This is a genomic window from Tropicimonas marinistellae (genome assembly GCF_001509585.1).
In the GTDB taxonomy this organism is placed as follows: domain Bacteria; phylum Pseudomonadota; class Alphaproteobacteria; order Rhodobacterales; family Rhodobacteraceae; genus Tropicimonas; species Tropicimonas marinistellae.
The window spans coordinates 13,416-39,268 of the sequence record NZ_LNCI01000007.1; the positions used below are offsets into that span (position 1 = coordinate 13,416).

A 25,853-nucleotide genomic window follows, 5' to 3' on the forward strand; every position below is an offset into this window, starting at 1 on the left:
CCGGTCGTCTCAATGCCCGGTTAACAGCCGCGGAGCGAACCGCCCCGCGACATATTTTTTTCGCTCGTGCGACGGTCAGGTACGCACGAGCACCTCGTAGGCCTCGGCGATATCACGCGTCAGCGCACCGACCTCGAAGGAATAATCGCCGATCTGCCCGACCGGGGTCACTTCGGCTGCGGTGCCGGTCAGCCAGCACTGCTGGAACCCCTCCAGTTCCTCCGGGAGGATATATCGCTCGTGCACGGTGATCCCGCGCTCCTTCAGCATCTCGATGACCGTTCGTCGGGTGATACCGTCCAGGATGCAATCGGGATCGGGCGTGTGCACCTCTCCGTCCTTCACGAAGAAGATGTTGGCGCCCGTCGCTTCGGCCACGTAGCCGCGAAAATCCATGAACATCGCGTCCGAACACCCCTTCGCCTCGGCCGTGTGCTTCGACATTGTGCAGATCATGTAGAGCCCCGCGGCCTTGGCCGCCGTGGGGATGGTTTCCGGGCTCGGGCGCTTCCACTTCGAGATGTCGAGCTTCGCGCCGCTGGTCTTGGCGTCGCCGTAGTAGGCGCCCCATTCCCATCCGGTGACCGCCATCCGCACCGGGTTTCGCGAAGAACTGACACCCATGTCTTCGCCGGCGCCACGGAAGGCGACCACGCGCACATAGGCATCCGTCCAGCCGTTGGCGGCCAGCATGTCGTACTTTGCCTTCTCGATCTGCTCGACTGTCCACGGGATCTCCATGTCGATCAGCTTGCCCGACCGGAGAAGCCGTTCGGAATGCTCGACCCCCTTGAAGATCTTTCCGTTGTAGCACCGCTCGCCCTCGAAGACTGACGAGGCGTAGTGCAGCGCATGCGAGAGTACGTGCACGTTGGCCTCGCGCCAGGGCACGAGTTGCCCATCCATCCAGATGAACCCGTCACGATCGTCATACGCGCCAGCCATTTCTTCTCTCCTCGGCCAGTAGTTTTCAAAAGTTGCGCAATTTATGTCCGTTTCGGTCGTATTATTGCGCAAATTCTGACCGGAGCTAGCATTTGCCTCTGGCAATGTCAACAACGCTGACATAAAATGTGAAGCAACGAAGTCAGACGGATTCCGATATGACGGACAGGCCGAGCGGGGACACAAAGCGCGGCGAAACGCTGCTGTATCTCACGGACGAGCAATTGCGGAAGGGAATCGAGGCAATGTTCTTTGCCTACAAGGGGTTCACTTCCGACCCCGACCGGATTCTGGTCGAGCGCGGGTATGGCCGCGCACATCACCGCGCGATCCACTTCATACATCGCTCCCACGGCACGACGGTGAACAACCTGCTGGAGATCCTTGGTGTCACGAAGCAGTCGCTCAACCGCGTTCTGCGCACGCTGATCGAGGACGGATTGGTGGAGAGTCGCGTAGGTACGCGCGACAAGCGCGAACGGCACCTCTATCTGACCGAAGCGGGCCAGGTACTCGAAAGAGAATTGAGCGATGTGCAGCAGGCCCGGATGCGGGATGCGTTTCGATCGGCCGGTCCAGGCGCCGTCGCAGGCTTCCGAACGGTGCTGGAAGCAATGATGGATCCGGAGATGCGTCGTCGGTATCAACGGCTGGCGGAGAACGGTCAATGAACGAGTTCCCTGCGGGGGGTGCCGATGTCGAAGCTCACCTGCTGATTGTCGACGACGATGCCCGCATACGCGAACTGTTGCAGAAATTCCTGATCCGGCACGGTTTTCTCGTAAGCGCCGCACGGGATGCCGCGCAGGCAAGGCGATTGCTCTCGGGGCTGGAATTCGACCTGATCGTGCTCGATGTAATGATGCCGGGAGAAGACGGCGTGAGCCTGACGGCGGCGCTTCGGACGGAGCTGGCAACACCGATCCTGCTGCTAACCGCGCGCGGAGAGACCGAAGACCGGATCGCGGGCCTTGAGGCCGGTGCTGACGACTACCTCGCCAAGCCATTCGAACCGAAAGAACTCCTGCTGCGGATTAACGCGATATTGCGGCGCATTCCGAACGAAACCGCCGCGGATGCCGGCCCCAAGGTTCTGACCCTCGGCCCGGCGCGGTATGATATCGAGAAAGCGGAACTCTGGCGCGGCGAGGATCTGGTGCGGCTCACGGCAACCGAGGTTCAGCTGATGCGGATCTTTTCCGCCAATCCCGGCGTTCCGCTGAGCCGCACACAGCTTGTGGAAGAACTTGGCCGCGACGGTGGACAGGCACAGGAGCGCGCCGTGGACGTGCAGATCACGCGACTGCGGCGCAAGATAGAAAGCGATCCGCGACAGCCGCGCTACCTGCAAACGGTGCGCGGGGCCGGCTACATGCTGGCACCGGACTGAAGAAAGACATCGGCGGCAGCCATGCCGTCGACGAGCATGTTGCAACACGAAGGGAGGGCGCCCGCCCATGACGACTGCGCTATATTCGCACCCCGATTGCCTCGGCCACGTGACCCCGGCGGGACATCCGGAGCGGGTGGCGCGGCTGGAGGCGGTGGCCGCGGCGCTGGCGGCGCCGGCATTCGCCACCCTCGACAGGCGAGACGCGCCATTGGCGGAGCGAAGCGAGTTGCTGCGCGCCCACAGTGAAAGCTACGTGGCCGCGATCGAGGCGACCGCTCCATCCTCGGGCGGCGTGGCGCTTGACGCCGATACCCACATGGTCCCGGGCTCGCTTGCCGCGGCCTTGCGCGCGGTCGGGGCGAATGTGGCGGCCGTGGATGCTGTGCTTTCGGGCGATGCGCATCGCGCTTTCTGCGCTATTCGTCCGCCGGGTCACCACGCAGAACGGTCCCACGCGATGGGTTTCTGCCTCTTCAACAGCGTCGCGGTCGCGGCGAAGCGCGCGCTCGATCATCACGGGCTGACGCGTGTCGCGGTTGTGGATTTCGACGTGCACCATGGAAATGGCACGCAGGATATTCTCTGGGACGAGCCCCGGGTGCTCTTTGCCTCGACCCATCAGATGCCGCTCTATCCTGGCTCGGGTGCCCCGCATGAGACCGGCGCCCACGACAACATCATGAATGTCCCGCTGCCTCCCGGAGCCGGCGGCGTCGCCTTCCGCCAGGCGATGGAGCGGCAGATCCTGCCCGCGCTGGAGGATTTCCAACCCGAGCTCCTGCTGATTTCGGCCGGATTCGATGCGCATGCCGATGACCCGCTGGCACAGCTCAATTTCACGGAGGAAGATTTCGCCTGGGTGACGACGCGCCTGTGCGAACTTGCCGAACGCCATTGCGGCGGCCGCGTGGTCTCGACTCTGGAGGGCGGCTATGATCTGGAAGCGCTGGCGGCCTGCGTGGCCGCGCATGTGACGGCATTGATGGAGCGGGACGGATGAGCGACGCACCGGTGGAGCAGATGAGTTTCGAAGCGGCGATGGCCGAGCTTGAGCGCGTGGTCACGCAGCTCGAGAAAGGCGAAGTGCCGCTAGAGGAATCCATTTCGCTCTACGAACGGGGCGAAGCGCTCAAGGCCCATTGCGAGGCCAAGCTCAAGGCGGCCGAGGAGAAGGTCGCCACGATCACCACCGATGCCACGGGCAACGCGACCGGCACGGCCCCGCTCGACCCGAAATGACATTTCACGCAGCGCTGGAAGCGGCGGCGGCACATGTTCAGGGGTGCCTCTCCGAAGAATTGCAGGATTACTGCGATGCGCCCGTTATCGCCGCCATGCGCTACGCCGTCGGTGGCGGCAAGGGGCTGCGCGGGTTCCTCGTGATGGAAAGCGCCCGGCTATTCGGCCTGCCCGCCAGCCAGTCTGTCTGGGCCGCGGCGGCGGTGGAGGCGGTGCATGCCTATTCGCTGGTACATGACGACCTTCCGGCGATGGATGATGACGACCTCCGCCGAGGCCAGCCCACGGTGCATGTGAAATGGGACGATGCGACGGCAATCCTTGCCGGCGATGCGCTGCAGACTCTGGCCTTCGACCTGCTCGCGCGACCGGCCTGCAGCCCGGACCCGGCCCGGCGCGTGGCACTCATCGCCTCACTGGCCGAGGCGGCTGGCGCACGTGGCATGGTGCTTGGTCAGGCGCAGGATATCGCCGCCGAGACCGCGGCAATGCCACTGACCCTGTCCAAAATCACCGATCTGCAAGCGAACAAGACGGGCGCATTGATCCGCTGGTCGGCGGAGGCCGGCGCGCGCCTGGCCGGGGCCGACCCTGCGCCGTTAACCGCCTACGCCACCGCGCTTGGCCTTGCCTTCCAGATCGCGGATGACATCTTGGACGTGGAAGGGGATGCAGAAACTGCGGGCAAGCGCCTGCGCAAGGATGCCGATGCCGGCAAGGCGACGTTCGTCTCCCTGCTTGGGCTTGATGCCGCCAAGGCGCGGGCGGCGGCCCTTGTGGAGGAGGCCGAAACGGCGTTATCCCCCTTTGGTGCGACGGCGGAACCCTTGCGGGAAGCGGCCCGCTTCGTTATCGCGCGCGAGAAATAACTCCGGCCCACCGGGCAGCCGGCCGGGGAGCTGCGGCCACAGGAGGGCCGAGCCATGGTGAGACCTGTAACACCCCTGCTGGATCGCGTGGCGGCACCGGCCGACCTCAAGCAATTCAGCGACGACGAGTTGACGCGACTGGCCGACGAGTTGCGCGCCGAGACGATCAGCGCGGTGAGCGAAACCGGCGGGCATCTGGGTGCGGGTTTGGGCGTGGTGGAACTCACCGTTGCCATCCATGCCGTCTTCGACACGCCGCGCGACAAGCTGATATGGGACGTCTCCCACCAGTGTTATCCCCACAAGATCCTCACCGGCCGACGTGACCGCATTCGCACGCTCCGTCAGGAAAAGGGCCTGTCGGGCTTCACCAAACGGTCGGAATCGCCCTACGACCCGTTCGGCGCGGGCCACAGTTCCACCTCGCTGTCGGCCGCGCTCGGCTTTGCCACGGCGCGGGACCTTGGCGGGACGACCGACTACGGCATCGGGGACGCCATCGCGGTGATCGGCGACGGTGCCATGAGCGCCGGCATGGCCTTCGAGGCAATGAACAATGCGGGCCATCTCGACAAGCGGATGATCGTCATCCTGAACGACAACGAGATGTCCATCGCGCCGCCGGTAGGCGCGATGTCTTCTTATCTTTCAAGGCTTTACGCGGGCGCCCCTTTCCAGGATCTGAAAGCGGCCGCCAAGGGCGCCCTGAGCTTCCTGCCCGAACCCTTCTACGAAGGCGCGAAGCGGGCGAAGGACGTTTTCAAACACATCACCATCGGCGGCACGCTTTTCGAGGAACTGGGCTTCGAATACATCGGTCCGATCGACGGGCACGACATGGACATGCTGCTTTCGGTGCTCCGCACGGTGAAGGCGCGGGCGGACGGGCCGGTGCTGATCCATGCAATCACCCAGAAGGGCAAGGGGTATGCGCCGGCAGAGACGGCGAGCGACCGCGGGCATGGGGTGGCGACGTTCGACGTGAGCACGGGCGCGCAGAAGAAGGCGCCGTCGAATGCGCCGAGCTACACCAAGGTATTCGCCGAGAGTCTTCTTGCGCACGCGGCCGAGGACGATCGGATCACCGCGATCACGGCCGCGATGCCAGATGGAACCGGGCTCAACCTCTTTGCCGAGCGTTATCCAAGCCGTTGTTTTGACGTGGGAATCGCGGAGCAACATGCGGTAACCTTTGCCGCTGGCCAGGCGGCGGGCGGGCTCAAACCGTTCTGCGCGCTCTACTCGACATTCCTGCAACGGGGCTACGACCAGGTGGTCCACGACGTTGCGATCCAGCGGCTTCCGGTGCGGTTTCCGATCGACCGGGCAGGCTTGGTGGGCGCCGACGGGGCAACGCACGCAGGCGCCTATGACATTGCTTTCCTTGCGAATTTGCCGGGTTTCGTGGTGATGGCGGCGGCTGACGAGGCGGAGCTGAAGCACATGGTGGCGACCGCCGTGGCGTACAACGACGGCCCCATCGCCTTCCGCTTTCCGCGCGGCGAGGGTGTGGGCGTGGAGATGCCGGAGCGCGGTGAAGTGCTGGAGATCGGCAAGGGCCGGATCGTTCGCGAGGGCAAGCGTGTCGCTATCCTCTCTTTCGGCACGAGACTGCAAGAGGTTGAAATCGCTTCGGAAAATCTGCAAAAACGCGGCATTTCCCCGACCATCGCGGATGCGCGCTTTGCCAAGCCGCTCGACCGGGAGCTGATCCTGCGGCTGGCGCAGGAGCACGAGGCGCTGATCACGCTGGAGGAAGGGGCGGTCGGCGGTTTCGGCTCCCACGTGGCGCAACTGCTTGCAGAAGAAGGGATTTTCGACCACGGACTGGTCTTCCGCTCGATGGTCCTGCCGGACACATTCATAGATCAGGCCAGCCCGCGCGACATGTACGCCGTCGCGGGCATGAATGCCGCCGATATCGAGACCAAGGTGCTCGACGTTCTCGGCGTGGCCCGTATGGGCGCGGCGCGGGCCTGACTTCCGGTCGTTTCGCACGTTTTCGACCAGTGAAACGACCGAACCCGCGGGCGTTTCCCGCCCCGGATCGGTCAGAATTGTCCATCGCGTATAATCCGGCCTCCAGATTTGCCGTTTCGGTCGTTTTGACCGGAACAAGTGACCGGACCGCCCTGCCCTCTCCGGCGTCATGTCAAGGCGGCCCCGCCCGGACGGGTATAGACTCCGGACGTTGACATTCGGCGGGCGCGTCTGCGCGCGTGTGGCGCCCGCGAGGGAGGGGGCCATGACCGAGATATATCTCACGAGCACAGCGACGAGCGGGGACAACATCGTACTCGGTGCCGGGGACGATGCCATGATCGCGGCGGGCGTGACACGGGCGGCGAATGGCGGCTACGGCGTGAACGGCAGTTTCGGGGGACACATCGTCGACGTTCTCGGCAGCGTGTTCGGCACCTCGGCGGGCGTCCTCCTCGGATCGAGCGCCGAGTCCTACGTGTCGAGCCGGGTCAACGTCGGCCAGGAGGGTGACGTCTCGGGCTATTCCTACGGCGTCCGGATCATCGGCAGCGGCGGGGAGGTATTCAACTCCGGCCGGATCAGCGGCTCCGTCGCCGTCCACCATTACGGCGGGTATCTGAACCTCCGGAACGCGGGCGCAATCGACGGGATGTCCACCGGGATCGCGACCGGTTGCGACGGGGCAAAGATCGTGAACACCGGCACGATTTTCGGCAGGTACTACGGCATCTCGTTCAACGACGATTCCAGCCCGGCCGACAACGAGCGAACGGTGATCAACTACGGCACGATCCACGGCGATTCCTTGGGAATCCTCGGTGGCAGCGAAGCCCCCTACCGGATCGAGAACTTCGGTTTCATTCGCGGGGTCTGGTTGCACAATGGCGATGACACCGTGTTGAACGGCGGGCGTATCACCGGGGCGCTGAGCATGCTGGGCGGAGACGATACCTACACCGGGATCGGCGACGCACGCGTGCTGGACGGGATCGACGGCGGCGATGGCAACGACACGCTCACCGGCGGCGACCGGCGCGACGTGATCGCGGGCGGGGCCGGCAACGACACGCTGCGGGGCGGCGACGGGCGCGACCGGGTTGCAGGCGGCGCCGGTGACGACCGGTTCGTGGCTGATGGCGACGGCACCGCCGACCGCTATTTCGGAGACGGGGGCCGCGACAGGATCGACTATGGCGAGGTGGGCGACGACGTGACGATTGACCTGCGCCAGGGCACGGCCCGCGGCGAGGTGATCGGGCGCGACAGGATCGACGGCTTCGAGATCGTCCTGACCGGCAATGGCGACGATGTGCTGGTGGCTGCGGACAGCACCGTGCGCATGGTGGCCGGCGCAGGGAACGACATCCTGCGCGGCAGCGCCAACGCGGACATGCTGGAGGGTGGCGCCGGGGATGACCGGCTTGTGGGCAACGGCGGGCGCGACACGCTGAAGGGCGGCCGTGGCGACGACCGCATGACCGGTGGCAGCGGGCTGGACCAGTTTGTCTTTGCCGACCGGTTCGGACAGGACGTGATCACGGATTTCAATGCCGCCAAGGCCGGAGAGAAGATCGACCTCCGCGCGGTCGGCGCCATCGAGAGCTTTGCCGACCTGAGGAACAACCACATGCGGCAGGCCGGTGACGATGTACGGATCGAGACCGGGGCGAATGTGCTCCTGCTCGAAGACGTGGTGTTGGGCGACCTGCAGGCGGAGGATTTCCTGTTCTGACCGTCCACGATGCGCCGGACTGTCCGACGCCATGTCAAGGCGACGCGGCGCAGAGCGCGCTAAGATAGAGCGAACGGTTATCGCGCGCGATCGCGGCGGCGCGGGCGCCCGCGAGGGAGGGGGCCATGTTCGATGTTTATCTCACTGATACCGTAACGTCCGGCAACGCTATTTCGGGGGACCGGTCGCTCTATATCGCGGCGGGGGTCACGATTGCCTCGACTGCGGGCGACGGGATCAGTACGTGGGGCGGCGATCACGAGATCGACATCGAGGGCCATGTCTTCGGCGGGGTCATCGGGGTGCATGTGGATTCCTATCCGGGCACCGACGACATCTACGTCGGGCGAAGCGGGAGCATCCTGGGCGGTGAATACGGACTGGCCTCGCTGAGCCACATGCTCGTGGTCACCAACTCGGGCAGCATTTCGGGCCACCTTGGCGTCTATGCCTATCGCGGCGATATCCGGATAAGCAACACCGGGGTGATATCCGGAACCGGAACAAGCGGGATCACGGCCGATTTCGTTACGGGCCGGATCGCGAACACCGGAACCATCACGGGTGGTATTGGCGGGTACGGTATCCATCTGAATCGCGGCGTGAACCCGGACCCGACGGGCCATGGCGCCACCCCGGAGATTGTGAATCACGGTACGATCCTGGGCACGCCCTACGGGGTCTACTGTGCGTCGGATCACGATGTGACGGTCAGGAATTACGGCACGATCGACGGCGTGTTCCTGTCGGGCGGCGATGACCACATCACCAATGGCGGGCTGATCACCGGGACCCTCGATTTGTCCGGCGGGGACGATGTCTACTTAGGTGTCGGCGATGGCCGTGTCGAGCGCCGCATCGAGGGCGGTGCCGGCGATGACACGCTGACGGGGGGCGACAAGCGGGACGTGATCTTTGGCGACGCGGGCAAAGACACCCTGACCGGGGGCGACGGTCGCGACCGGTTGCAGGGCGGCGCCGGGGACGATCTCGTTCTGGTGGAGGCAGACGGCGTTGCCGACCGCCTTGGCGGCGGAGACGGGCAGGACACGCTCGATTTCAGCGCGATCGGGGACGATCTGAAGATCGACCTGCGCAGCGGAACGGTGCGGAGCGTGGCGACGGGCCGCGACGAGATCGAGTGGTTCGAGTTCGTCGAAGCCGGCGGCGGAAACGACGTTCTGATCGCGTCGGACACGACGGTCCGCATGCGCGGCCGCGCGGGCGACGACATCCTGCGCGGGCACGATGGCGCGGACACGCTGGCGGGCAGTGCCGGTGACGATCTGCTTGTCGGGAACGGCGGGCGCGACGTGCTGATCGGCGGCTGGGGAGACGACACGCTGGCCGGGAAGGCCGGCGCGGACCTGTTCATCTTCGCGGACGGGTTCGGACGCGACGTGATCCGGGATTTCAATGCCCGGAGCGACCGGGAGAAGATTGACCTTCAGGACGTCAGCGCGATCCGGACCTTCGCCGACCTGGCCACGAACCACATGCGGCAGGTGGGCGAGGACGTGCGCATCGCCGCCGCCGGGGAGGTGATCTGGCTGGAAGGCGTGGACATTGCCGACCTTCAGGCGGTCGATTTCCTGTTCTGACCCGGGTGGCGCTGGCGCGGAGGGGTTCCGTCACGTCTCCCCGGCGAGCAGCGCCGCGAGACCGTCGCGGTAGCTCGGGTAGCGCAGGGTGACGCCGAGGTCCCGCTTGAGCCGGTCGTTGCGGACCTTCTTGCTCTCCGCGTAGAAGCTGCGCGCCATGGGCGACATCTCGGCGTTGGCGAAATCCTCCTCCGGCGGCAGGGGCCGGCCGAGGAGTTCGGCGGCATGCGCGAGCACGTCCTGCGGCGGGGCGGGATCGTCGTCGCAGACGTTGTAGACCGCGCCGGGATCGGGGTGCGCGATGGAGGCGGCGAGCACCTGCGCGATGTCTTCCACATGAATTCGGGAGAAGACCTGTCCGGGCTTCACGATGCGGCGCGCGGTTCCGGCGCGGACCTTGGCGAAGGGGCCGCGGCCGGGACCGTAGATGCCCGCGAGCCGGAAGATCATCAGCGGCAGACCGGCCTCGGCGGCGAGGCGCTGCCATTGGCCTTCGGCCAGCACGCGCAGGCGGCCACGGCGGGTGGCCGGCGTGAGGGCGGTTGTCTCGTCGACCCAGCCGCCCTCGTGGTCGCCGTAGACGCCGGTGGTGGAGAGATAGCCGATCCAGCCGGGCCGGGCCGCCCGGAGCGGGCCCGCGATCTGCGGCAGGAACGGGTCGCCGTCGGCGTCCGGGGCGGCGGAGGCAAGGATATGCGTGGCCTGCGAGATGGCGGGCGCGAGATCGGCGCCCGGCCAGATGATCGGCTCCACGCCCTCCGCCCGCAGCGCTTCCGCCTTTTCCGGGGAGCGGGTGGTGCCATAGATGCGCCAGCCTTGCGGCAGAAGCAGGCGGGCAAGCGCGCGGGCGGAATAGCCGTGACCGAGGGAGAGAAGCGTTTGGGTCATTGGGCGGTTATTGCGAGCGCGCGGACATGTGACAAGCCGGAAAGCGTGACGACCGGGGGCGTGCGCAATAGCAACATCGGGCACGGCACGGAAGGCGCAGGAAGCGACCGCTCGCGGCTCGGAATGCGTCTGCCGCTGCCTGCGAAATGCGGGCGCGGCTCAACCGATCGGCGAAGTTCGGACCTGAAAGAATGGCGGCTTTCCAGCGCCCATGCATTCGGGCGGAAACGGCTTATTCACGAAATGCAAACAATCCGTCACAATTTTGCCTTGGTCCTTGCCGATTTTTGCCCTGCTGACTTTGGGGTTGCTCGGAGGGTTTCATATGCGGGACTGGCAAGAATTCGCCCGTCAAGGTGCCGACTTTATAGCAAAAAAAATCAACGGACGCGTGCAGGATGCCCGTGCCTCCTATGAGAGGAACGAGATCGACCGTCGGACGAGACTTCTCGACTGGAGGAATCCAAAGGCAAAGAAGTCGAACGCGGGCGTGAAGCGTTCGAGAGGCGAGCGCCTGACGTGGGCGTCTTGCACGTTGTTCTTTGCTGCAATGCCCACCCTGATTGTCGCGCTACACTAGCGGCAAATGTTTTGACTGCCGTGACGGTCGGGCCCTGAGCGATCTCTGATTTGAGCCGAGAGCCACCGATGATGCGGCTCCCGGACCAAGTCAAACGAAGAACATTGGGTTTTCAGCAAGCACCGGGATTTTCAGGAACTGAACCGCTGGAAACCACTACAAACAGCACTGATCTCCAACCTACTTCGGTTCAGGAATGATCTTCCTCTCCGGTGGAGCTTGCTCCGGGATGTTTTCGTTGAAGCGCTCCTTGATGATGGGTGGATCCGCCGGAAGTTCTATCCTGGGAGCAGTCGTTACTTCCGGACCGGGGCCGGGCGTATCAAGTGCCAACGCTGCTGCGCCAAGCACGCTTGCGGCTCCCAGCGATGAGAAGAAGAACGTCTTCGGTGACATGATGTGTCCCCCCGTTTCGAGTAGCAAGCGAGCGCCCAGATTCGCGCATTGAGCGTCCGCCGTGCAGGCGCCGGAAAGACGGAGTTCGGAGCCGTCGCCTGCGCCGTGGTGCCGGAGGTTCGGCGGCCCGGCGCGGCCGGTCGGCGGAGTGGTCTGGTGCTGCGTCTCGCCTGCGTGGTAGGCGGGGCTGCCCGACGTTTGGCGCGCGCCGGCGGACGGCGACGACCGCGAAAGGAACACCATGCCCGAAACCGGGACTCTCGAAGCCGAAACGACGCTCGCGAACTGGCGGACCCGGCCCTTCAGCGGGTGGAGCTTCCGACATGTGGACAGGCTGGTGGGCGGACAGCGGGTTGCCGCGGCTGCGCAGGCCAGCCCGATGGAGCGGGGCCCGGCGCTCGACCTCTCGGCGCTCGTCCTGCCGTCGGGCGAGAGGGTGGACGCGGCGCTGGCGCGTTCCCATACCGATGCATTCCTCGTCCTGCATCGCGGCCGGATCGTCTGTGAAATCTACAACGGGCCGATGGTGCCGGAGGACCGCCACATCGTCTTTTCGGTCTCGAAATCGGTGACCGGGGCATTGGCGGGTATCCTCGTGGACGACGGCCTGCTCGACCCAGACAGCCCCGTGACGTCATACGTTCCGGAGCTGGCGGACTCCGCCTGGGGCGATGCCACGGTCCGAAACGTGCTCGACATGACGGTTTCGCTTCGTTTTGCCGAGGATTACCTCGACCCGCGCGGCGATGTTCCCCGCTACCGGGTGGCGATGGACTGGGACCCGCCGGGCGACATTCCCTACGAGGGCGGGTTGCACGGCTACCTGCCGTCTCTGCCTAAGGGGGACGGCCCGCATGGCGCGGTCTTCCACTATGCCTCGCCCAACTCCGACGTGTTGGGGTGGATGCTGGAGCGCGCATCCGGGAGCCGCTTCGCCGACCTGCTGTCGGAGAAGATCTGGCGCCCGCTCGGCGCGGAGGCCGATGGCTGGATCACGGTGGACCGGCAGGGCGGCGCGCGGGCGGCGGGGGGGCTTTGCCTGTGTGCGCGGGACCTCGCGCGGTTCGCAGAGATGATGCGGAACGGGGGCCGGGCGAATGGCACCCAGATCGTGCCGGAGGGCTGGGTCGCCGACACCCTGCGCAATGGCGACCGGGCGGCCTGGGCACGTGGCTCGCGGCTCGACGGGCTGATCCCCGCCGGGTCCTATCGCAACCAATGGTACCTGTCGGACGCCCTGCCCGGCGCGATGATCGCCATCGGCATCCATGGCCAGTGGATCTATGCCGATCCGCCGCGCGGCGTGACGATCGTCCGGCTCTCCTCGCAGCCGCTGCCGGAGGACGATGCGCTCGACGCGACGATGCTGGAGGTATTCGCGGCGATTGCCGGGCATCTCTCCTGATATGGCGGGCGGGCCGGAGCGCGCTGTCCAATAAACTTGGGCGCCTCTGAAAATGCAGGGGCGCCCAATGCGAAGCCATCCACTCACGATACGTCGGGCAGCGCTCATCCCGCCAGGCTTCCACACTAAAAGCATATTCAACTTACACCATTAAGGGAATGATCGAGATCAAGTCCGGGCCGTTTCCCGCCGGAAGGGCCGGCCGGATCAGGCGCGTTCCAGCATGTCCAGCGTCGCCTGACACCTTTCGCCGGCAAAGAACGCCTCCAGCACCGCCTCGAAGGGTCGCGGGTCGGGCGCGACGGCGGCGAAGAGCGTGGCGCAGGATTGCAGCTTCACCGCGTCCACGTCGCCCAACATGCGCTCCGGCGAGAGGCCCGCATGGGGCATGAGGCGCAGAAAGCTCTCTTCCAGGCGCGGACCCAGGATCGGGTGGGCGAGGTAGCGCCGCGCCTCCCCGGCGTCGGCGAGACCGTAGTAATCGGCGCGGTGGCTCATTCCCAGCCCGCGAAGCTGCGGGTAGACGAACCAGATCCAGTGGCCCTGCTTCAGACCGGCGTCGACCTCGGCCATGGCCTCGGCCCAGATCCCGTGCTCGTCCTGCGCCTCCACGAAGCGTTCCAGATCGGTTTCGTCGAACATTTGCGCCTCCGCCGGGCTGTCTTCCGCGTGTCATACCGATAGGGGCATGATGGCGGGCGATTGGCCAGCCCAGAAGCTGGCTTGCATCGGGGAAAAAACCGGGAAAGGGTGGCGCATGACACCATCTGCATTGAAGAGCTGGGCCGAGGTTGCCCCCCGACTGATCGCCGTGGCCGCGGGCCGCGAGAGCGCCGACCTGGTCATACGCCAGGGGATCTGGGTGAACGTTCAGAGCCGGGAATTGTTGCCGAACCACGATATTGCCATTGCGGACGGGCGCATTGCCTACGTGGGGCCGGATGCGCGCCACTGTACCGGCCCCGAGACAGAGGTGATCGAGGCGGCGGGGCGCTACATGCTGCCCGGCCTCTGCGACGGGCATATGCATATCGAGAGCGGCATGCTGACCCCGGCGGAATTCGCCCGCGCGGTGATCCCCCACGGCACGACGACGATGTTCACCGACCCGCACGAGATCGCCAACGTGCTCGGGCTGGCGGGGGTGAAACTGATGCATGACGAGGCGCTGATGCAGCCGGTCAATATCTTCACGCAGATGCCCTCCTGCGCGCCGTCGGCGCCGGGGCTGGAGACGACCGGGTTCGAGATCACGCCAGAGGACGTGGCCGAGGCGATGCACTGGCCGGGGATCGTAGGGCTGGGGGAGATGATGAATTTCCCCGGTGTGGTGGCCGGCGACACCAAGATGCTGGCGGAGATGGCGGCGACGCAGGCCGCCGGAAAGACGGTGGGCGGGCATTACGCCTCGCCCGACCTGGGCCCGGCGTTCCACGCCTATGCCGCCGGCGGTCCGGCGGACGACCACGAGGGCACGGCCGAGAGCGACGCGATGGCCCGCGTGCGTCAGGGGATGCGGGCGATGCTGCGGCTGGGCTCGGCCTGGTACGACGTGGAAAGCCAGATCACGGCGGTGACGGAACGTGGGCTGGACCCGCGGAACTTCATCCTCTGCACCGACGATTGCCACTCCGGTACGCTGGTGAACGAGGGGCACATGAACCGCGTTGTGCGCCACGCCATCGCCTGCGGCTGCGACCCGCTGGTGGCCCTGCAAATGGCGACCGTGAACACGGCGGCGCATTTCGGGCTGGAGCGGGAGCTGGGAAGCATCGCGCCGGGGCGGCGGGCGGATGTGATCCTCAGTTCGGACCTGAGGACCCTGCCCGTCGAGCTGGTGATCGCGCGCGGCCGGGTGGTGGCGGAAGCGGGCCGGATCACGGTGGATTGCCCGCATCTGGACTGGCCGGAGACGGCGCGGGCCTCGGTGCATCTGGGCAAGACCCTGGCGCCGGGGGATTTCGAGATCGCCGCGCCCGAGGGGGCCAACCACGTGCGGGCCAAGGTGATCGGGGTGGTGGAAAACCAGGCGCCGACGAAGGCGCTTGCCGCCGATCTGCCGGTCGCCGAGGGGCTGGTGGAGGCCACCGGCGAGATCTGCCAGATCGCGCTGGTGGAGCGGCACCGGGGCACCGGCGGCGTGACAAATGCCTTCGTGCAGGGCTTCGGTTACGAGGGCCGCATGGCGATGGCCTCCACCGTGGCACACGACAGTCACCACATGATCGTGGTGGGGACGGACCGCGAGGAAATGGCCCGCGCGGCGAACCGGCTGGGCGAGGTCGGCGGCGGCGTGGTGCTCTTTGCCGAGGGCGAGGAGAAGGCGCTGGTGGAGCTGCCGATTGCCGGGCTGATGTCGGACGACCACGCGGAGACGGTGGCGGCCAAGGCCGAGGCGCTGGGTGCGGCGATGCAGGCGGCGGGATGTAAACTCAACAATGCCTACATGCAGCATTCGCTGCTGGCGCTGGTTGTGATCCCGGAGTTGCGGATCTCCGACAAGGGGCTGGTGGATGTGCGGACCTTCGAACTGGTGCCGCTGATCGAGGAGGTGCTGCAATGACCAGATCGAGCCGGGTGATCCCCGTTCACAGCCCCGAATTGCCGCCGGCGGAGACCTTCCACGATGCGGGGGAAGCGGTGGCGCGGTTGATCGCGCTCTACGAGGCGGCGACCGGATTCCTTTCGGAGAAATTCTCCGAGGTGATCACGCAGGGGCAACCGGAGCACCGGTACCGCGCCTTCTATCCGGAGATCCGGCTGACCACGACGAGTTTCGCGCCGGTGGATTCGCGCCTCGCCTTCGGGCATGTGCCGGAGCCCGGCACCTATTCCACCACCGTGACACGCCCCGACCTGTTCCGGCATTACCTGACGCAGCAGATCCGGTTGCTGCTGGAGACGCACAAGGTTCCGGTGACGATCGCGGCGTCCGACACGCCCATCCCGGTGCATTTCGCGGTCCTGAACGACGCGAACCTCGCGGTGCCGCAGGAAGGTGCGATGCAGTTCCAGTTGCGGGACGTTTTCGACGTGCCCGACCTGGCGACGACGCATGACAGCATCGTCAACGGCTATGACTTCGTCTACGAGGACGGGTCGCGCGCGCTGGCGCCCTTTACCGCGCAGCGGGTGGATTACTCGCTGGCCCGGCTCAGCCACTACACGGCAACCGTGCCCGAGCATTTCCAGAACCATGTGCTCTTCACCAACTACCAGTTCTACGTGGAGGAGTTCGAGACCTTCGCCCGCGAGGCGCTGAAGGACCCCGCGAGCGGCTACACGGCCTTTGTCGGGCCCGGCAACGTGGAGATCACGCAGGCCGATGCGGAGATGCCGGCGCCGGCGAAACTGCCGCAGATGCCGACCTATCACCTGAAGCGCGAGAACGGCGGCGGCATCACGCTGGTTAATATCGGCGTCGGCCCGTCGAACGCCAAGACGGCGACCGACCATATCGCGGTGCTGCGGCCGCATGTCTGGCTGATGGTGGGCCATTGCGCGGGGCTGCGGAACACCCAGGCGCTGGGGGATTTCGTGCTCGCCCATGCCTATCTGCGCGAGGACAAGGTGCTGGACGACGACCTGCCCGTCTGGGTGCCGATCCCGGCGCTGGCGGAGGTGCAGGTTGCGCTGGAGGACGCCGTGGAAGAGGTCACGCAGCTCGAAGGCTACGAGCTGAAACGGATCATGCGCACCGGCACGGTGGCCACGGTGGACAACCGCAACTGGGAGCTGCGCGACCAGTCCGGCCCGGTGCAGCGGCTCAGCCAGTCCCGCGCGATTGCGCTCGACATGGAGAGTGCGACGATCGCCGCCAACGGGTTCCGTTTCCGGGTGCCTTACGGCACGCTGCTCTGCGTCTCCGACAAGCCGCTGCACGGGGAACTGAAGCTGCCCGGCATGGCGAGCGCCTTCTACAAGACGCAGGTCGCGCGGCACCTTCAGATCGGGATTCGGGCCATGGAATTGCTGCGAGACATGCCGCTGGCACGGTTGCACTCGCGGAAATTGCGTAGTTTTGAGGAAACAGCCTTCCTCTGACCCGAGGTTCGTTGCACAAACCCCTTGTTTTCCTGCGAATTGGACCACAAAACGTTGTGAGCTGAGGCCACATGACGTAGAATCAGTCAGATAAGCCCCAAGACAAAGGGCAACAACGAGGAGACCATACATGGCCACCAAACCGATGACCAAGACGCAGCTTGTTGCCGCCATCGCCGACGCGATGGAAGCCGACAAGAAGACCGCGACCGCCGCGCTCGACGCGGTGACCGGCATTATCACCAACGAAGTCGCCAATGGCGGCGCGGTGACATTGCCCGGCGTTGGCAAGATCTTTTGCCGCGAACGTCCGGCGCGTCAGGTCCGCAATCCGGCAACCGGCGAGATGATCGACAAGGAAGCCGACAAGGTGGTGAAGATGACGATTGCCAAGGCGCTGAAGGATTCGGTGAACGGCTGAGCCGCACCGGGTCTTCGTGCCTGAGGTTCAGGGCTGCCCGCGTGGGCAGCCCTTTTTCGTTGCGGGTGGCATCTGCGGCGCTCAGCCAGACGCTTCCACGTGACGGCGGAAATTGTCGAGAATGGCCTGCCAGCCTTCCCGCTGCATCTCGGCCGGATGTTCCTCCTCCGCGTCGAAGGTCTCGCGCACCAGCGTTCCTCCGGGCACGGTCTCGAAGGCGACCGCCAGTTCCCGGCCCCCGAAGAGGGAGACCAGCCGCGCCATCGGTTCGACGCGGGTGAATTCGCCCTCGAAGTCGAACCCCGCGCTGCCGTCCTTCGCCTCCATTCGGTAACAGAATTGCCCGCCGACCCGCAGGTCTATCGATGCGGCGGTCGTGTGCCAATCCGCCGAGGCGGCGTTCCACTGCCGGATGTCCTCGGGATCGGTCCAGCGGGCCCAAACGGTTTCTATCGGCGCCCGGACGATGGTTTCGACGGTGATTTTCATGGCAATGCCCCGCTCCCGGCCGAGATCGGCCCGCCGGAAAAGCCTAGCATCGCCCGCGGCCCGGCGATAGCGCCGCGACGGCAGAACCGGCCGGTCGCCTATGCTACCACCCGGCGGCTTCGATGGCGCTGGTGTCGACGTCCGACACGGCGTCCTGCGCGATCTGGTCGTAGTCGGGTTCGATGGGCTGCACGGCGGGCGTGGCCGTTGTCGCGGTATCGCAGTTCGCAAGCGCCAGAAGCACCAGGGCCGAAATCAGAACTCGCATTGCATCCTCCCGTTGGACATCTCCCGATTGCACCGAATGAGACGGCGACGGTTGTTGGCTGTCAATGCGCGCGAACGCGGCGCCCGAATTGCCACCGCGGCGGCGCGCCCCGATCTCCGGCTGGAAATTGCCCCGAATCGCGATCTGCGTTTTCCTGATTCCTGTCAGATCCTGATGAGACAAACCGTCAACGAGACGGCATTCGGGAGCGGCGCGGTATACCGATGTTGCGCCTTTGCGGCGAACCGGACCCACGTATTTGATGAAGCTGGTTGAAAGGGAAAATCGGGAAAATGAGCGCTTTTACAACTGCGATCTCGACGTGCCTGTCGAAATACGTGACGTTCAGCGGCCGCGCACGCCGGCCGGAGTACTGGTGGTTTGTCCTGTTCGTTGTGATTGGCGGCATCCTTCTGTCGCTCGTTGACGGGGCTCTGTTCGGCGCCGATGCCGAGACCGGGGTGGATCGCCAACCGCTGTCGAGCCTGTTCTCGCTGGCGATGTTCCTGCCGATGCTCGCGGCGGGATGGCGGCGCCTGCACGACACGGGGCGGCCGGGTTGGTACCTGCTTTTGCCGATGGTGGTGTCGCTGGCGATGGTCCTGGCGATGATGATGGGTGTCATGGTTTTCTCGGCGGCGGAACAGGCGGGCAGCGACCCCGATGCGCTTCGGGCCCCGGCGTTGGCATTCGGGATCGGCGGAATGATCGTTGCCGGAATTCTCCAACTGGTGCTCACGGTGTTGATGATCTGGTGGCTGTCCCGGCCGACGCAGGAAGAGCAAAACCAGTACGGCCCGGTCCCGCCCCTGCAAGCATAGCGAGGGACCGTTCGGCCAAATACCTCGTCCGGCTAAGACGGCATCGCGCGACTGCGGGACACCACGGAAAGTGGCATCTCCGGACATGGGACCGGGAACGCGGACGCCGGTTCCGGGCGCCATCGGCATGTGCGTCTCCCCTTCGACATGTTGGCCAAAGATTTGCCCTCGTCGACCGCATTTTCAGCAGATCTTTCCCGCCGCCGTGCAGGCTCCGGCCAGGACAGTATGACGTCGCAATCCGGCATCCCGCGGCGGCGTCTGGCAAAACCCGGCTGCCTGTGTCAGGTGGGCGGGACGAGCGGACGGGAGACGGGAATGGATGTGCGCGCACTTGCCATGGGGCTGGCCTTTGCCTTCATGTGGTCGTCGGCCTTTACCTCGGCGCGGATCATCGTGGCGCACGCGCCGCCCTTGGGCATCTCGGCGCTGCGCTTCCTGATTGCCGGAATGATCGCGGTGGGCATCGCGCGGGCGCTTGGGCAGAGCTGGCGGCTGACCACCAGCCAGGCCCGGCTGACGGTGGTGTTCGGGATCTGCCAGAACGCGCTCTACCTCGGCCTGTTCTTCGTGGCGATGCAGACGGTTGAAGCCTCGCTTGCCGCCATCATTGCCTCCACCATGCCGCTGCTGGTCGCGGTGGCCGGCTGGGCACTCTTCGGCGAGCGGGTGCGGCCGCTTGGGGTGGCCGGGCTGGTCGCGGGGTTCGCGGGTGTGGCAATCATCATGGGCAGCCGGGTTCAGTCCGGCGGACTGGACCTCTTCGGGCTGGCCTGCTGTGTCGTCGGCGTGCTGGCGCTGACCTTCGCCACGCTGGCGGTGCGCGGCGCCTCCTCCGGGGGCAACGTTCTGATGATCGTCGGGTTGCAGATGCTTGTGGGATCGGCGGCGCTCCTGCCCGCCTCGATGCTGCTGGAAACCTGGCAGGTGACGTGGTCCCCCGCGGTCATTGCCGCCTTCGCCTACACGGTGATCGTGCCGGGGTTGATCGCGACGCTGGTCTGGTTCCTGCTGGTCCGCCGGATCGGGGCGGTGAAGGCGGCGACATTCCATTTTCTCAACCCGTTCTTCGGCGTGCTCGTGGCGGCGGTGCTGCTGGGCGAGCGGATGGGGCCCTGGGATGCGGTGGGCGTCGCGGTGATCATGGCGGGGATCTTCGCGGTCCAGCGCGCCCGGCAACCTGTCACAAATCCCACGCGGACGTGACGCCGCAGCGGGTTTTCGTGTAATGACAGCCCGACACGTGCACGCCAGATTTCGGGGATGGATATCTTACTCGGATACGGGGCCGGGCTGCTGACGCTTATCAACCCCTGCGTGCTGCCGATCCTGCCAATCGTGCTGGCAAGTGCGATACAGGCGAGCCGCTGGGGGCCGGTGGCGCTTGCCGCGGGCATGAGCCTGTCCTTCGTGACGCTCGGGATCGGACTGGCAACCCTCGGCCAGAGCCTCGGGCTGGACGAACAGATCGTCGGGCAGGCCGCCGCTGTCGTCATGATCGCCTTCGGGCTGGTGATGCTGGTGCCGCAGTTCAGCGCGCGGTTCGCGGCGGCGACGGCGGGGGTCGCGGGAACGGCGGACGCGCGGATGGACGACCTGGACCGCAACTCGCTCTCCGGCCAGTTCCTTGGCGGCATGTTGCTGGGCGCGGTCTGGAGCCCCTGCGTGGGCCCGACGCTGGGCGCGGCCATCTCGCTCGCCTTCACCGGGGAGAGCCTTGGCTGGGCGACCGCGATCATGCTGGCCTTTGCGGCGGGCGTTTCCACCGTGATCCTGGCGCTCGGCTATGGCGCGCGGTCGGTGATCCAGCGTCGGCAGGGCTGGATGCGCGCGGTTGCGACGCGCGGCCGGCCGATCCTCGGCGGGGTCTTCGTCGCCGTCGGGCTGGCGATCCTGTTCCGCGTGCATCACATGGTCGAGGCCTGGGCGATCCAGACATTGCCGCCCTGGCTGATCGACCTTTCGGTTTCCCTCTGAACACAGGAGTTTTTCGTATGGACCGTCGTCATTTCCTTGCCCTGTCGGGCGCTGCCGCCGCATCGGTCGCCCTGCCCCGCGCCGGTGCGGCCGCGGTGCTGGAGTATTCGCCCGGCCTTGTGACCGAGCGGCTGGCGGCCGGCGAGACACTCTTCCTCGATTTCAAGGCGAGCTGGTGCTCCACCTGCGCCGCGCAGGAACGGGTGATCAACGCGCTGAAGGCGGGGAACCCGGCCTATGAGCAGGCGATCACCTTCGTCAACGTGGACTGGGATGCGCATGGCAAGTCGGACCTGGCGAAGTCCCTGAAGATCCCGCGCCGCTCGACGCTGGTGGTGCTGAAGGGCAATCAGGAGCTGGGCCGGATCGTCGCCGGGACGTCGGAAGCCGATATCAAGGCGCTGATGGACAGAGCCCTGACGGCGGCGACGGCCTGAGCCGGGAGCGGGCGCCGGATGAACCCGGGGTGACCCGGTAACTCCGTTCGGCGGACCCGCTCACACCCCACTGAGCCCTACGCGAACCCGGGGCAGACGGCGGCCATGCGCGGCATGTCTGCCTAGCCGCCCATGATCCGCGTTTCGTAGGCGGCGGTTCGGGCGGCGGCGGGGCGGCCAGCGCAGCGCGCGACCCAGTCCTTCAGGCGCGGATCCTCCGGGACGAGATCGGGAAGCCAGGTGAAGGTCGAGGATAGCAGCAGATCGGCGGCGGAATATTCCGTACCCAGCAGGTAGGGGCGCCCGGACAGCGCGTCCGACAGGCGCGCGGTCATGTCATCGTACCCGCGGAAGGTGTTGGCAAGCGCCGGGTGGTCGATTTCAAGTAGCTTGAAGTGGATGACGGGCTCCATCACGTCCCCGTACCACGCCAGCCACGACAGGTAGGAGCCACGGCCAGGTTGCCCCGGGAGCGGGCCGAGGCCGGCCTCCGGAAAGAGGTCCGTCAGGTAGAGGAAGATCGCCGCGCTTTCCCAGATCAGCTCGCCATCGTGGACGAGCACCGGGACCTTTCCCTCGGGGTGCGGGTTCTTCGGGTCGCGCGCACCGGAGCCGTCGCGGCGCGGAATGGTGACGCTCTCGACGTTCACCCGGTCGAGCGCGCCGAGTTCGTCAAGCAGTTGATGGGCGCGGGTCGCGCGGGATTGCGGGGCGTGGAAGAGCGTGAGCATCGGCGAACCTCCTGGTCGATTGCGTGGGAGCGCAGGCCGGACGTGCCGCCCCGCCGCGCGGCGCGGCTCCGAGATGCGTCCTGTATGACCTGCAGCGCCATTGCGGGAAAGGGCTGGCCTGCGTGGCCGCCGATGTCCCGGCCCGTCACATCGCCGGGAATGCGTCAGTCGTAGGTGCGCCGATCCTCGATGACGACACCATCTTTCGGCAGGTCGCCCGGCGCGAGGACTTCGACGCTCGCCCGCAGCTTGAGAATATCCTGGATGTCCTCGCCGTATTCGGTCCAGTCACCGCCATCGGCTTCGATCTGCACGTGCATGCTGTCCATCTCGCCCTCGCGACTGACGATGACCCGCGCCTTGTGAACATGGCTGTGCCGCGCCACGAGGGCGGCGACCTGCTCGGGGCGTACGAACATGCCCTTGACCTTCGTGGTCTGGTCCGCGCGCCCCATCCACCCCTTGATCCGGAGGTTGGTGCGGCCGCAGGGGCTTTCGCCCGGCATCCAGGCGCTCATGTCGCCGGTGGCGAAGCGGATCAGCGGGTAATCCGGGTTGAGCGTGGTGACCAGAACTTCGCCGACCTCGCCCGGGGCGACCGGATCGCCGGTGCCCGGCGTGACGATCTCCACGATCACGCCTTCGTCGACGATCATCCCCTCCAGCGCCGCGCTTTCGTAGGCGATGTTGCCGACATCAGCGGTGGCGTAGCATTGCAGGCAGGCGATATCGCGGTCCGCGTAGGCCTGCCGGAGCGACGGAAAGAGCGCCCCGCCGGAGACCACCGCGCGCGTGATTTTCAGCGCCGCGCCCATCTCGTCCGCACGATCGAGGATGACCTTCAGGTAATCCGGCGTCCCGGCATAGGCGGTGCTTCCCACGTCGGCCGCGGCCTGCACCTGCAAGTCCGTCTGCCCGGTGCCGGCGGGCAGCACCGCCGCGCCGACCGCGCGCGCGGCGCTTTCGAACATCATCCCGGCGGGCGTCAGGTGGTAGCCGAAGCAGTTCTGCACGATATCGCCTTCGCCGATTCCGGCCGCGGCGGCGAAGCGGCCGAGGCGCCACCAGTCATGCGACACCCGCCCCGGCTCGTAGAGCGGGCCGGGCGACTGGAAAATGTGGTCGAAGCCACTGGCATCCGTGGCGGTGAACCCGCCGAAGGGGGCGGTCAGCTTCTGCCGCGCACCGAGGTCCGATTTGCGAAGGACCGGCAGCGCCGCCAGCGCCGCGGCGTCCGTGATCGCCGCCGCATCCACGCCCGAGAGGCTCTCCGCGTAGCCGGCAAGCTCCTGCGCGGCACGGATCTGTGCCGGTAGGCATTCGGACAGGCTCGCTGCCCGTTCGTCCGCCGACCGCGTTTCCAGCGCATCGTAGTGATCGCTCATACCCGTCTCTCCTTCGCCCTGACCCGTTCAGCTCAGCCACCGCTTGCGCCGACGGTAGCTGCGCACGTCGCGGAACGACTTGCGCCCCTCTTCCCCGACGCCGAGGTAGAATTCCTTCACGTCCGGGTTCTCCCGCAATTCGGCGGCGGGGCCATCCATCACCACGCGCCCGCTTTCCAGAATATAGCCGTAATGCGCATAGCGCAGCGCGACATTCGTGTTCTGCTCGGCGAGCAGGAAGCTCACGCCCTCGCCCTCGTTGACCGCTTTCACGATCTCGAAGATCTGCTCCACCAGCTGCGGCGCCAGCCCCATCGAGGGCTCGTCGAGCAAGACCGTCTCGGGCCGGCTCATCAGCGCCCGGCCGATGGCGCACATCTGCTGTTCGCCCCCGGAGGTGTAGCCGGCCTGGCTTTTCCGCCGTTCCTTGAGGCGCGGAAAATAGGAATAGACCATCTCCAGGTCGGCCGTGACGGCGCCGGCGCCATCGTTTCGCGTATAGGCGCCGGTCAGCAGGTTTTCCTCGACCGTCAGGTGTTCGAAGCAATGCCGGCCTTCCATCACCTGGATCACGCCCTTCTTCACCAGCTTCGCCGGGTCGAGATCCTGCACCGCCTCGCCCTTGTAGGTCACGCTGCCTTTGGTGACCTCGCCCCGCTCCGAATGGAGCAGGTTGGAGATCGCCTTGAGCGTCGTCGTCTTACCGGCGCCGTTCCCGCCCAGCAGGGCGGTGATCCCGCCGCGGGGAACGTTCAGCGAGACGCCCTTCAGGACAAGGATCACGTGATTGTAGATCACCTCGATATTGTTGACCTCAAGCAGGGTCTCCGGGGCCTCTGAAGGTGCGGTATCCAGCATCGCGTTCGTCTTCTGTGGAATGTCCTTGGAAACCCGCCAGCGGCGCGCGTTGGCCGCCGGCGGGCTTGGGTGGCTTACTCGCAGTCCTCGTTTATCGGCCAGGGCGCGTTGGCATCGGCATATTCAGCCGATTGCGCCAGCTCCAGCGGCTCGATGAAGGACCGGTCGGCCTGCAACAGATCGCCCGACTGAACGAACTTCTCGCCGTCCCACTCCAGCATCCATGCGCCGGAATGGCCGGTGTGGTTGGAGCACGAGGTCGAGAAGGGCGGCACCATGCCGGTCATGCCCAACTCTGCCAGTCGCGCCTCGGAGATATCGAGGTTCTCCAGCCCCCAGCGAAGCTGCTCGGCATTGATCTCGCCGGTCCCGAACTCGGCCTGCGCGGCTGCGATGCCCTCGGCGAGGATCATCGAGATCACGATCCCGCGCTGATAGAACACGCTGTTGGGATCTTCCTGTTCGGTCATCCCGGTATCGGCAACGTGTTGCTTGATGTCGGCCATCACCGGCGCGTCGGGCTGCGGCATCGACCAGGAGATCGACTTGTAGCCGGTGCCGGCCTCGCCGACCTGCTTGAGGTCCGCGTCGTGACCGGCCCACCAGACCCCGTAGAACTGGTCCATCGGGTACTTGGTTTTCACCGCCTCGGCGATCGCGGAGGCGTTCATTGCCCCCCAGCCCCACATCACCACGTTGTCGGGGCGCTCGCGGCGGATCGTGAGCCACTGCGCCGATTGGTTCTGCATCTCCTTCAGCCCGACCGGCACCAGCACCAGTTCGAAACCGTATTCGGCCGCCATCGCTTCCAGGACGGGGATCGGCTCCTTGCCGAACGGGTGGTCGAGGTGCAGCAGCGCGATCTTCTTGCCGCTGAGGGTCGACATGTCGCCGCCCGCGATATGCTGCATGATCATCGACGCGCCGTCCCAATAGGAGGCCGGCGGGTTGAAGGCCCATTGGAAGACCTTGCCGTTTGCCATCGGCGAGAACCCGTAACCCGGCGCCAGGATCGGGATCATGTCGGTGTTGGTCTTGGGCAGAACCTGCAACGTGATGCCGGTGGACCAGGGCTGCGTGACCACGGCGTTGGCCTTGGTCCGCTCGTAGCATTCGACGCCTTTCTCGGTCGAATAGCCCGTTTCGCATTCCTCGAAGTTGATCGGCACGCCGCCGATGCCGCCGTCACGCTCGTTGAGCATGGTCATGTAATCTTTCTGACCGTTCATCAGCGGGATGCCCGTCGCCGCGAAGGGCCCGGTGCGATAGGTCAGGTTCGGGGCAAAGATCCCCTCGGCCATCGCTGCGCCGCCGAGTCCAAGGCTCAGTGCCGTCGCCAGCGTCAGCTTGGTGAAAGTCTTCATGTTTCTCCTCCCTAATGGAACATGTTC

26 protein-coding genes are annotated in these 25,853 nt (G+C 66.0%); 16 read left to right on the plus strand and 10 right to left on the minus strand.

Annotated elements, in window-relative coordinates:
• Window positions 1–75: 75 nt before the first annotated feature.
• Window positions 76–945, minus strand: coding sequence for a branched-chain amino acid aminotransferase (locus tag ARC39_RS15270; RefSeq protein WP_068115706.1), 870 nt, complete (start codon window positions 943–945; stop codon window positions 76–78).
• A 158-nt stretch (window positions 946–1,103) separates the two neighbouring features.
• Here ARC39_RS15270 and ARC39_RS15275 point away from each other — a divergent pair, with 158 nt between their 5' ends.
• The 8 genes from ARC39_RS15275 (at window position 1,104) to ARC39_RS15310 (ending at window position 9,762) form a co-directional block, all read left to right on the plus strand.
• Window positions 1,104–1,616 (plus strand): MarR family winged helix-turn-helix transcriptional regulator, encoded by a 513-nt coding sequence (locus ARC39_RS15275; protein ID WP_068115707.1) that lies wholly within the window; start codon window positions 1,104–1,106, stop codon window positions 1,614–1,616.
• Window positions 1,613–2,335 (plus strand): response regulator, encoded by a 723-nt coding sequence (locus ARC39_RS15280; RefSeq protein ID WP_068115708.1) that lies wholly within the window; start codon window positions 1,613–1,615, stop codon window positions 2,333–2,335. Before ARC39_RS15275 ends, ARC39_RS15280 begins: the two co-directional genes overlap by 4 nt.
• Window positions 2,336–2,402: 67 nt before the next feature.
• Window positions 2,403–3,338, plus strand: a complete 936-nt coding sequence (locus ARC39_RS15285; protein WP_068115709.1) for a histone deacetylase family protein — start codon at window positions 2,403–2,405, stop codon at window positions 3,336–3,338.
• Entirely contained in the window at window positions 3,335–3,577 is a 243-nt protein-coding gene (locus ARC39_RS15290; RefSeq protein WP_068115710.1) for an exodeoxyribonuclease VII small subunit, read from the plus strand. Before ARC39_RS15285 ends, ARC39_RS15290 begins: the two co-directional genes overlap by 4 nt.
• Complete coding sequence (locus tag ARC39_RS15295) at window positions 3,574–4,446, plus strand: polyprenyl synthetase family protein (protein WP_078059292.1); 873 nt, start codon at window positions 3,574–3,576, stop codon at window positions 4,444–4,446. Before ARC39_RS15290 ends, ARC39_RS15295 begins: the two co-directional genes overlap by 4 nt.
• A gap of 54 nt (window positions 4,447–4,500) precedes the next feature.
• Window positions 4,501–6,426 carry a 1-deoxy-D-xylulose-5-phosphate synthase gene (gene dxs, locus ARC39_RS15300; protein ID WP_068115711.1) on the plus strand — a complete coding sequence of 642 codons (1,926 nt, stop codon included), beginning with the start codon at window positions 4,501–4,503 and terminating at the stop codon, window positions 6,424–6,426.
• 265 nt (window positions 6,427–6,691) lie between these two features.
• Window positions 6,692–8,161, plus strand: coding sequence for a calcium-binding protein (locus ARC39_RS15305; RefSeq protein WP_068115712.1), 1,470 nt, complete (start codon window positions 6,692–6,694; stop codon window positions 8,159–8,161).
• 125 nt (window positions 8,162–8,286) lie between these two features.
• Window positions 8,287–9,762 carry a calcium-binding protein gene (locus ARC39_RS15310; RefSeq protein ID WP_068115713.1) on the plus strand — a complete coding sequence of 492 codons (1,476 nt, stop codon included), beginning with the start codon at window positions 8,287–8,289 and terminating at the stop codon, window positions 9,760–9,762.
• A 30-nt stretch (window positions 9,763–9,792) separates the two neighbouring features.
• On the opposite strand, the gene ARC39_RS15315 is transcribed toward ARC39_RS15310, so the two are convergent.
• Both ARC39_RS15315 and ARC39_RS25640 read right to left on the minus strand, forming a co-directional pair.
• Window positions 9,793–10,650, minus strand: coding sequence for an SDR family oxidoreductase (locus ARC39_RS15315; protein ID WP_068115714.1), 858 nt, complete (start codon window positions 10,648–10,650; stop codon window positions 9,793–9,795).
• A gap of 760 nt (window positions 10,651–11,410) precedes the next feature.
• The gene (locus tag ARC39_RS25640) at window positions 11,411–11,626 is read right to left on the minus strand and encodes a hypothetical protein (RefSeq protein WP_149866443.1); all 216 of its coding nucleotides are present in this window, start codon (window positions 11,624–11,626) and stop codon (window positions 11,411–11,413) included.
• A 241-nt stretch (window positions 11,627–11,867) separates the two neighbouring features.
• Here ARC39_RS25640 and ARC39_RS15330 point away from each other — a divergent pair, with 241 nt between their 5' ends.
• Complete coding sequence (locus ARC39_RS15330; protein WP_068115717.1) at window positions 11,868–13,031, plus strand: serine hydrolase domain-containing protein; 1,164 nt, start codon at window positions 11,868–11,870, stop codon at window positions 13,029–13,031.
• A gap of 207 nt (window positions 13,032–13,238) precedes the next feature.
• On the opposite strand, the gene ARC39_RS15335 is transcribed toward ARC39_RS15330, so the two are convergent.
• Entirely contained in the window at window positions 13,239–13,673 is a 435-nt protein-coding gene (locus ARC39_RS15335; RefSeq protein WP_068115718.1) for a DUF1810 domain-containing protein, read from the minus strand.
• Between the two features lie 115 nt (window positions 13,674–13,788).
• Here ARC39_RS15335 and ade point away from each other — a divergent pair, with 115 nt between their 5' ends.
• From ade to ARC39_RS15350, 3 genes are all read left to right on the plus strand, one after another.
• Window positions 13,789–15,594 (plus strand): adenine deaminase, encoded by a 1,806-nt coding sequence (gene ade / locus ARC39_RS15340; RefSeq protein ID WP_068115719.1) that lies wholly within the window; start codon window positions 13,789–13,791, stop codon window positions 15,592–15,594.
• A complete protein-coding gene (locus ARC39_RS15345) occupies window positions 15,591–17,075 on the plus strand; it encodes an AMP nucleosidase (RefSeq protein WP_068115720.1) in 1,485 nt (494 codons plus the stop codon). Before ade ends, ARC39_RS15345 begins: the two co-directional genes overlap by 4 nt.
• A 130-nt stretch (window positions 17,076–17,205) precedes the next feature.
• The gene (locus ARC39_RS15350; RefSeq protein WP_068115721.1) at window positions 17,206–17,496 is read left to right on the plus strand and encodes an HU family DNA-binding protein; all 291 of its coding nucleotides are present in this window, start codon (window positions 17,206–17,208) and stop codon (window positions 17,494–17,496) included.
• An 81-nt stretch (window positions 17,497–17,577) separates the two neighbouring features.
• Here ARC39_RS15350 and ARC39_RS15355 read toward each other — a convergent pair whose 3' ends face one another.
• Together ARC39_RS15355 and ARC39_RS25875 are read right to left on the minus strand one after the other, a co-directional pair.
• Window positions 17,578–17,985, minus strand: a complete 408-nt coding sequence (locus ARC39_RS15355; RefSeq protein WP_068115722.1) for an SRPBCC domain-containing protein — start codon at window positions 17,983–17,985, stop codon at window positions 17,578–17,580.
• Between the two features lie 103 nt (window positions 17,986–18,088).
• Window positions 18,089–18,253 (minus strand): hypothetical protein, encoded by a 165-nt coding sequence (locus ARC39_RS25875; RefSeq protein WP_161470975.1) that lies wholly within the window; start codon window positions 18,251–18,253, stop codon window positions 18,089–18,091.
• A 293-nt stretch (window positions 18,254–18,546) separates the two neighbouring features.
• Between ARC39_RS25875 and ARC39_RS15365 the strand changes: the two genes are divergently transcribed.
• The 4 genes from ARC39_RS15365 (at window position 18,547) to ARC39_RS15380 (ending at window position 21,488) form a co-directional block, all read left to right on the plus strand.
• Window positions 18,547–19,074, plus strand: coding sequence for a DUF805 domain-containing protein (locus tag ARC39_RS15365; protein ID WP_068115724.1), 528 nt, complete (start codon window positions 18,547–18,549; stop codon window positions 19,072–19,074).
• A 318-nt stretch (window positions 19,075–19,392) separates the two neighbouring features.
• A complete protein-coding gene (locus ARC39_RS15370; RefSeq protein ID WP_068115725.1) occupies window positions 19,393–20,280 on the plus strand; it encodes a DMT family transporter in 888 nt (295 codons plus the stop codon).
• Between the two features lie 57 nt (window positions 20,281–20,337).
• A complete protein-coding gene (locus ARC39_RS15375) occupies window positions 20,338–21,051 on the plus strand; it encodes a cytochrome c biogenesis CcdA family protein (protein WP_068115726.1) in 714 nt (237 codons plus the stop codon).
• Between the two features lie 17 nt (window positions 21,052–21,068).
• Window positions 21,069–21,488 carry a thioredoxin family protein gene (locus ARC39_RS15380; RefSeq protein WP_068115727.1) on the plus strand — a complete coding sequence of 140 codons (420 nt, stop codon included), beginning with the start codon at window positions 21,069–21,071 and terminating at the stop codon, window positions 21,486–21,488.
• Window positions 21,489–21,610: 122 nt separating this feature from the next.
• On the opposite strand, the gene ARC39_RS15385 is transcribed toward ARC39_RS15380, so the two are convergent.
• The 4 genes from ARC39_RS15385 to ARC39_RS15400 all read right to left on the minus strand — a co-directional run bounded on the left by ARC39_RS15385 (window position 21,611) and on the right by ARC39_RS15400 (window position 25,826).
• On the minus strand, window positions 21,611–22,219 hold the full coding sequence (locus ARC39_RS15385) for a glutathione S-transferase family protein (protein ID WP_068115728.1): 609 nt from the start codon (window positions 22,217–22,219) through the stop codon (window positions 21,611–21,613).
• A 164-nt stretch (window positions 22,220–22,383) separates the two neighbouring features.
• Window positions 22,384–23,604 carry a phenylacetate--CoA ligase family protein gene (locus ARC39_RS15390; RefSeq protein WP_068115729.1) on the minus strand — a complete coding sequence of 407 codons (1,221 nt, stop codon included), beginning with the start codon at window positions 23,602–23,604 and terminating at the stop codon, window positions 22,384–22,386.
• 27 nt (window positions 23,605–23,631) lie between these two features.
• A complete protein-coding gene (locus tag ARC39_RS15395; RefSeq protein ID WP_068115730.1) occupies window positions 23,632–24,462 on the minus strand; it encodes an ABC transporter ATP-binding protein in 831 nt (276 codons plus the stop codon).
• A 74-nt stretch (window positions 24,463–24,536) separates the two neighbouring features.
• Window positions 24,537–25,826: an ABC transporter substrate-binding protein gene (locus ARC39_RS15400; RefSeq protein WP_068115731.1), complete on the minus strand. Its 1,290-nt coding sequence runs from the start codon at window positions 25,824–25,826 to the stop codon at window positions 24,537–24,539.
• Window positions 25,827–25,853 lie beyond the last annotated feature (27 nt).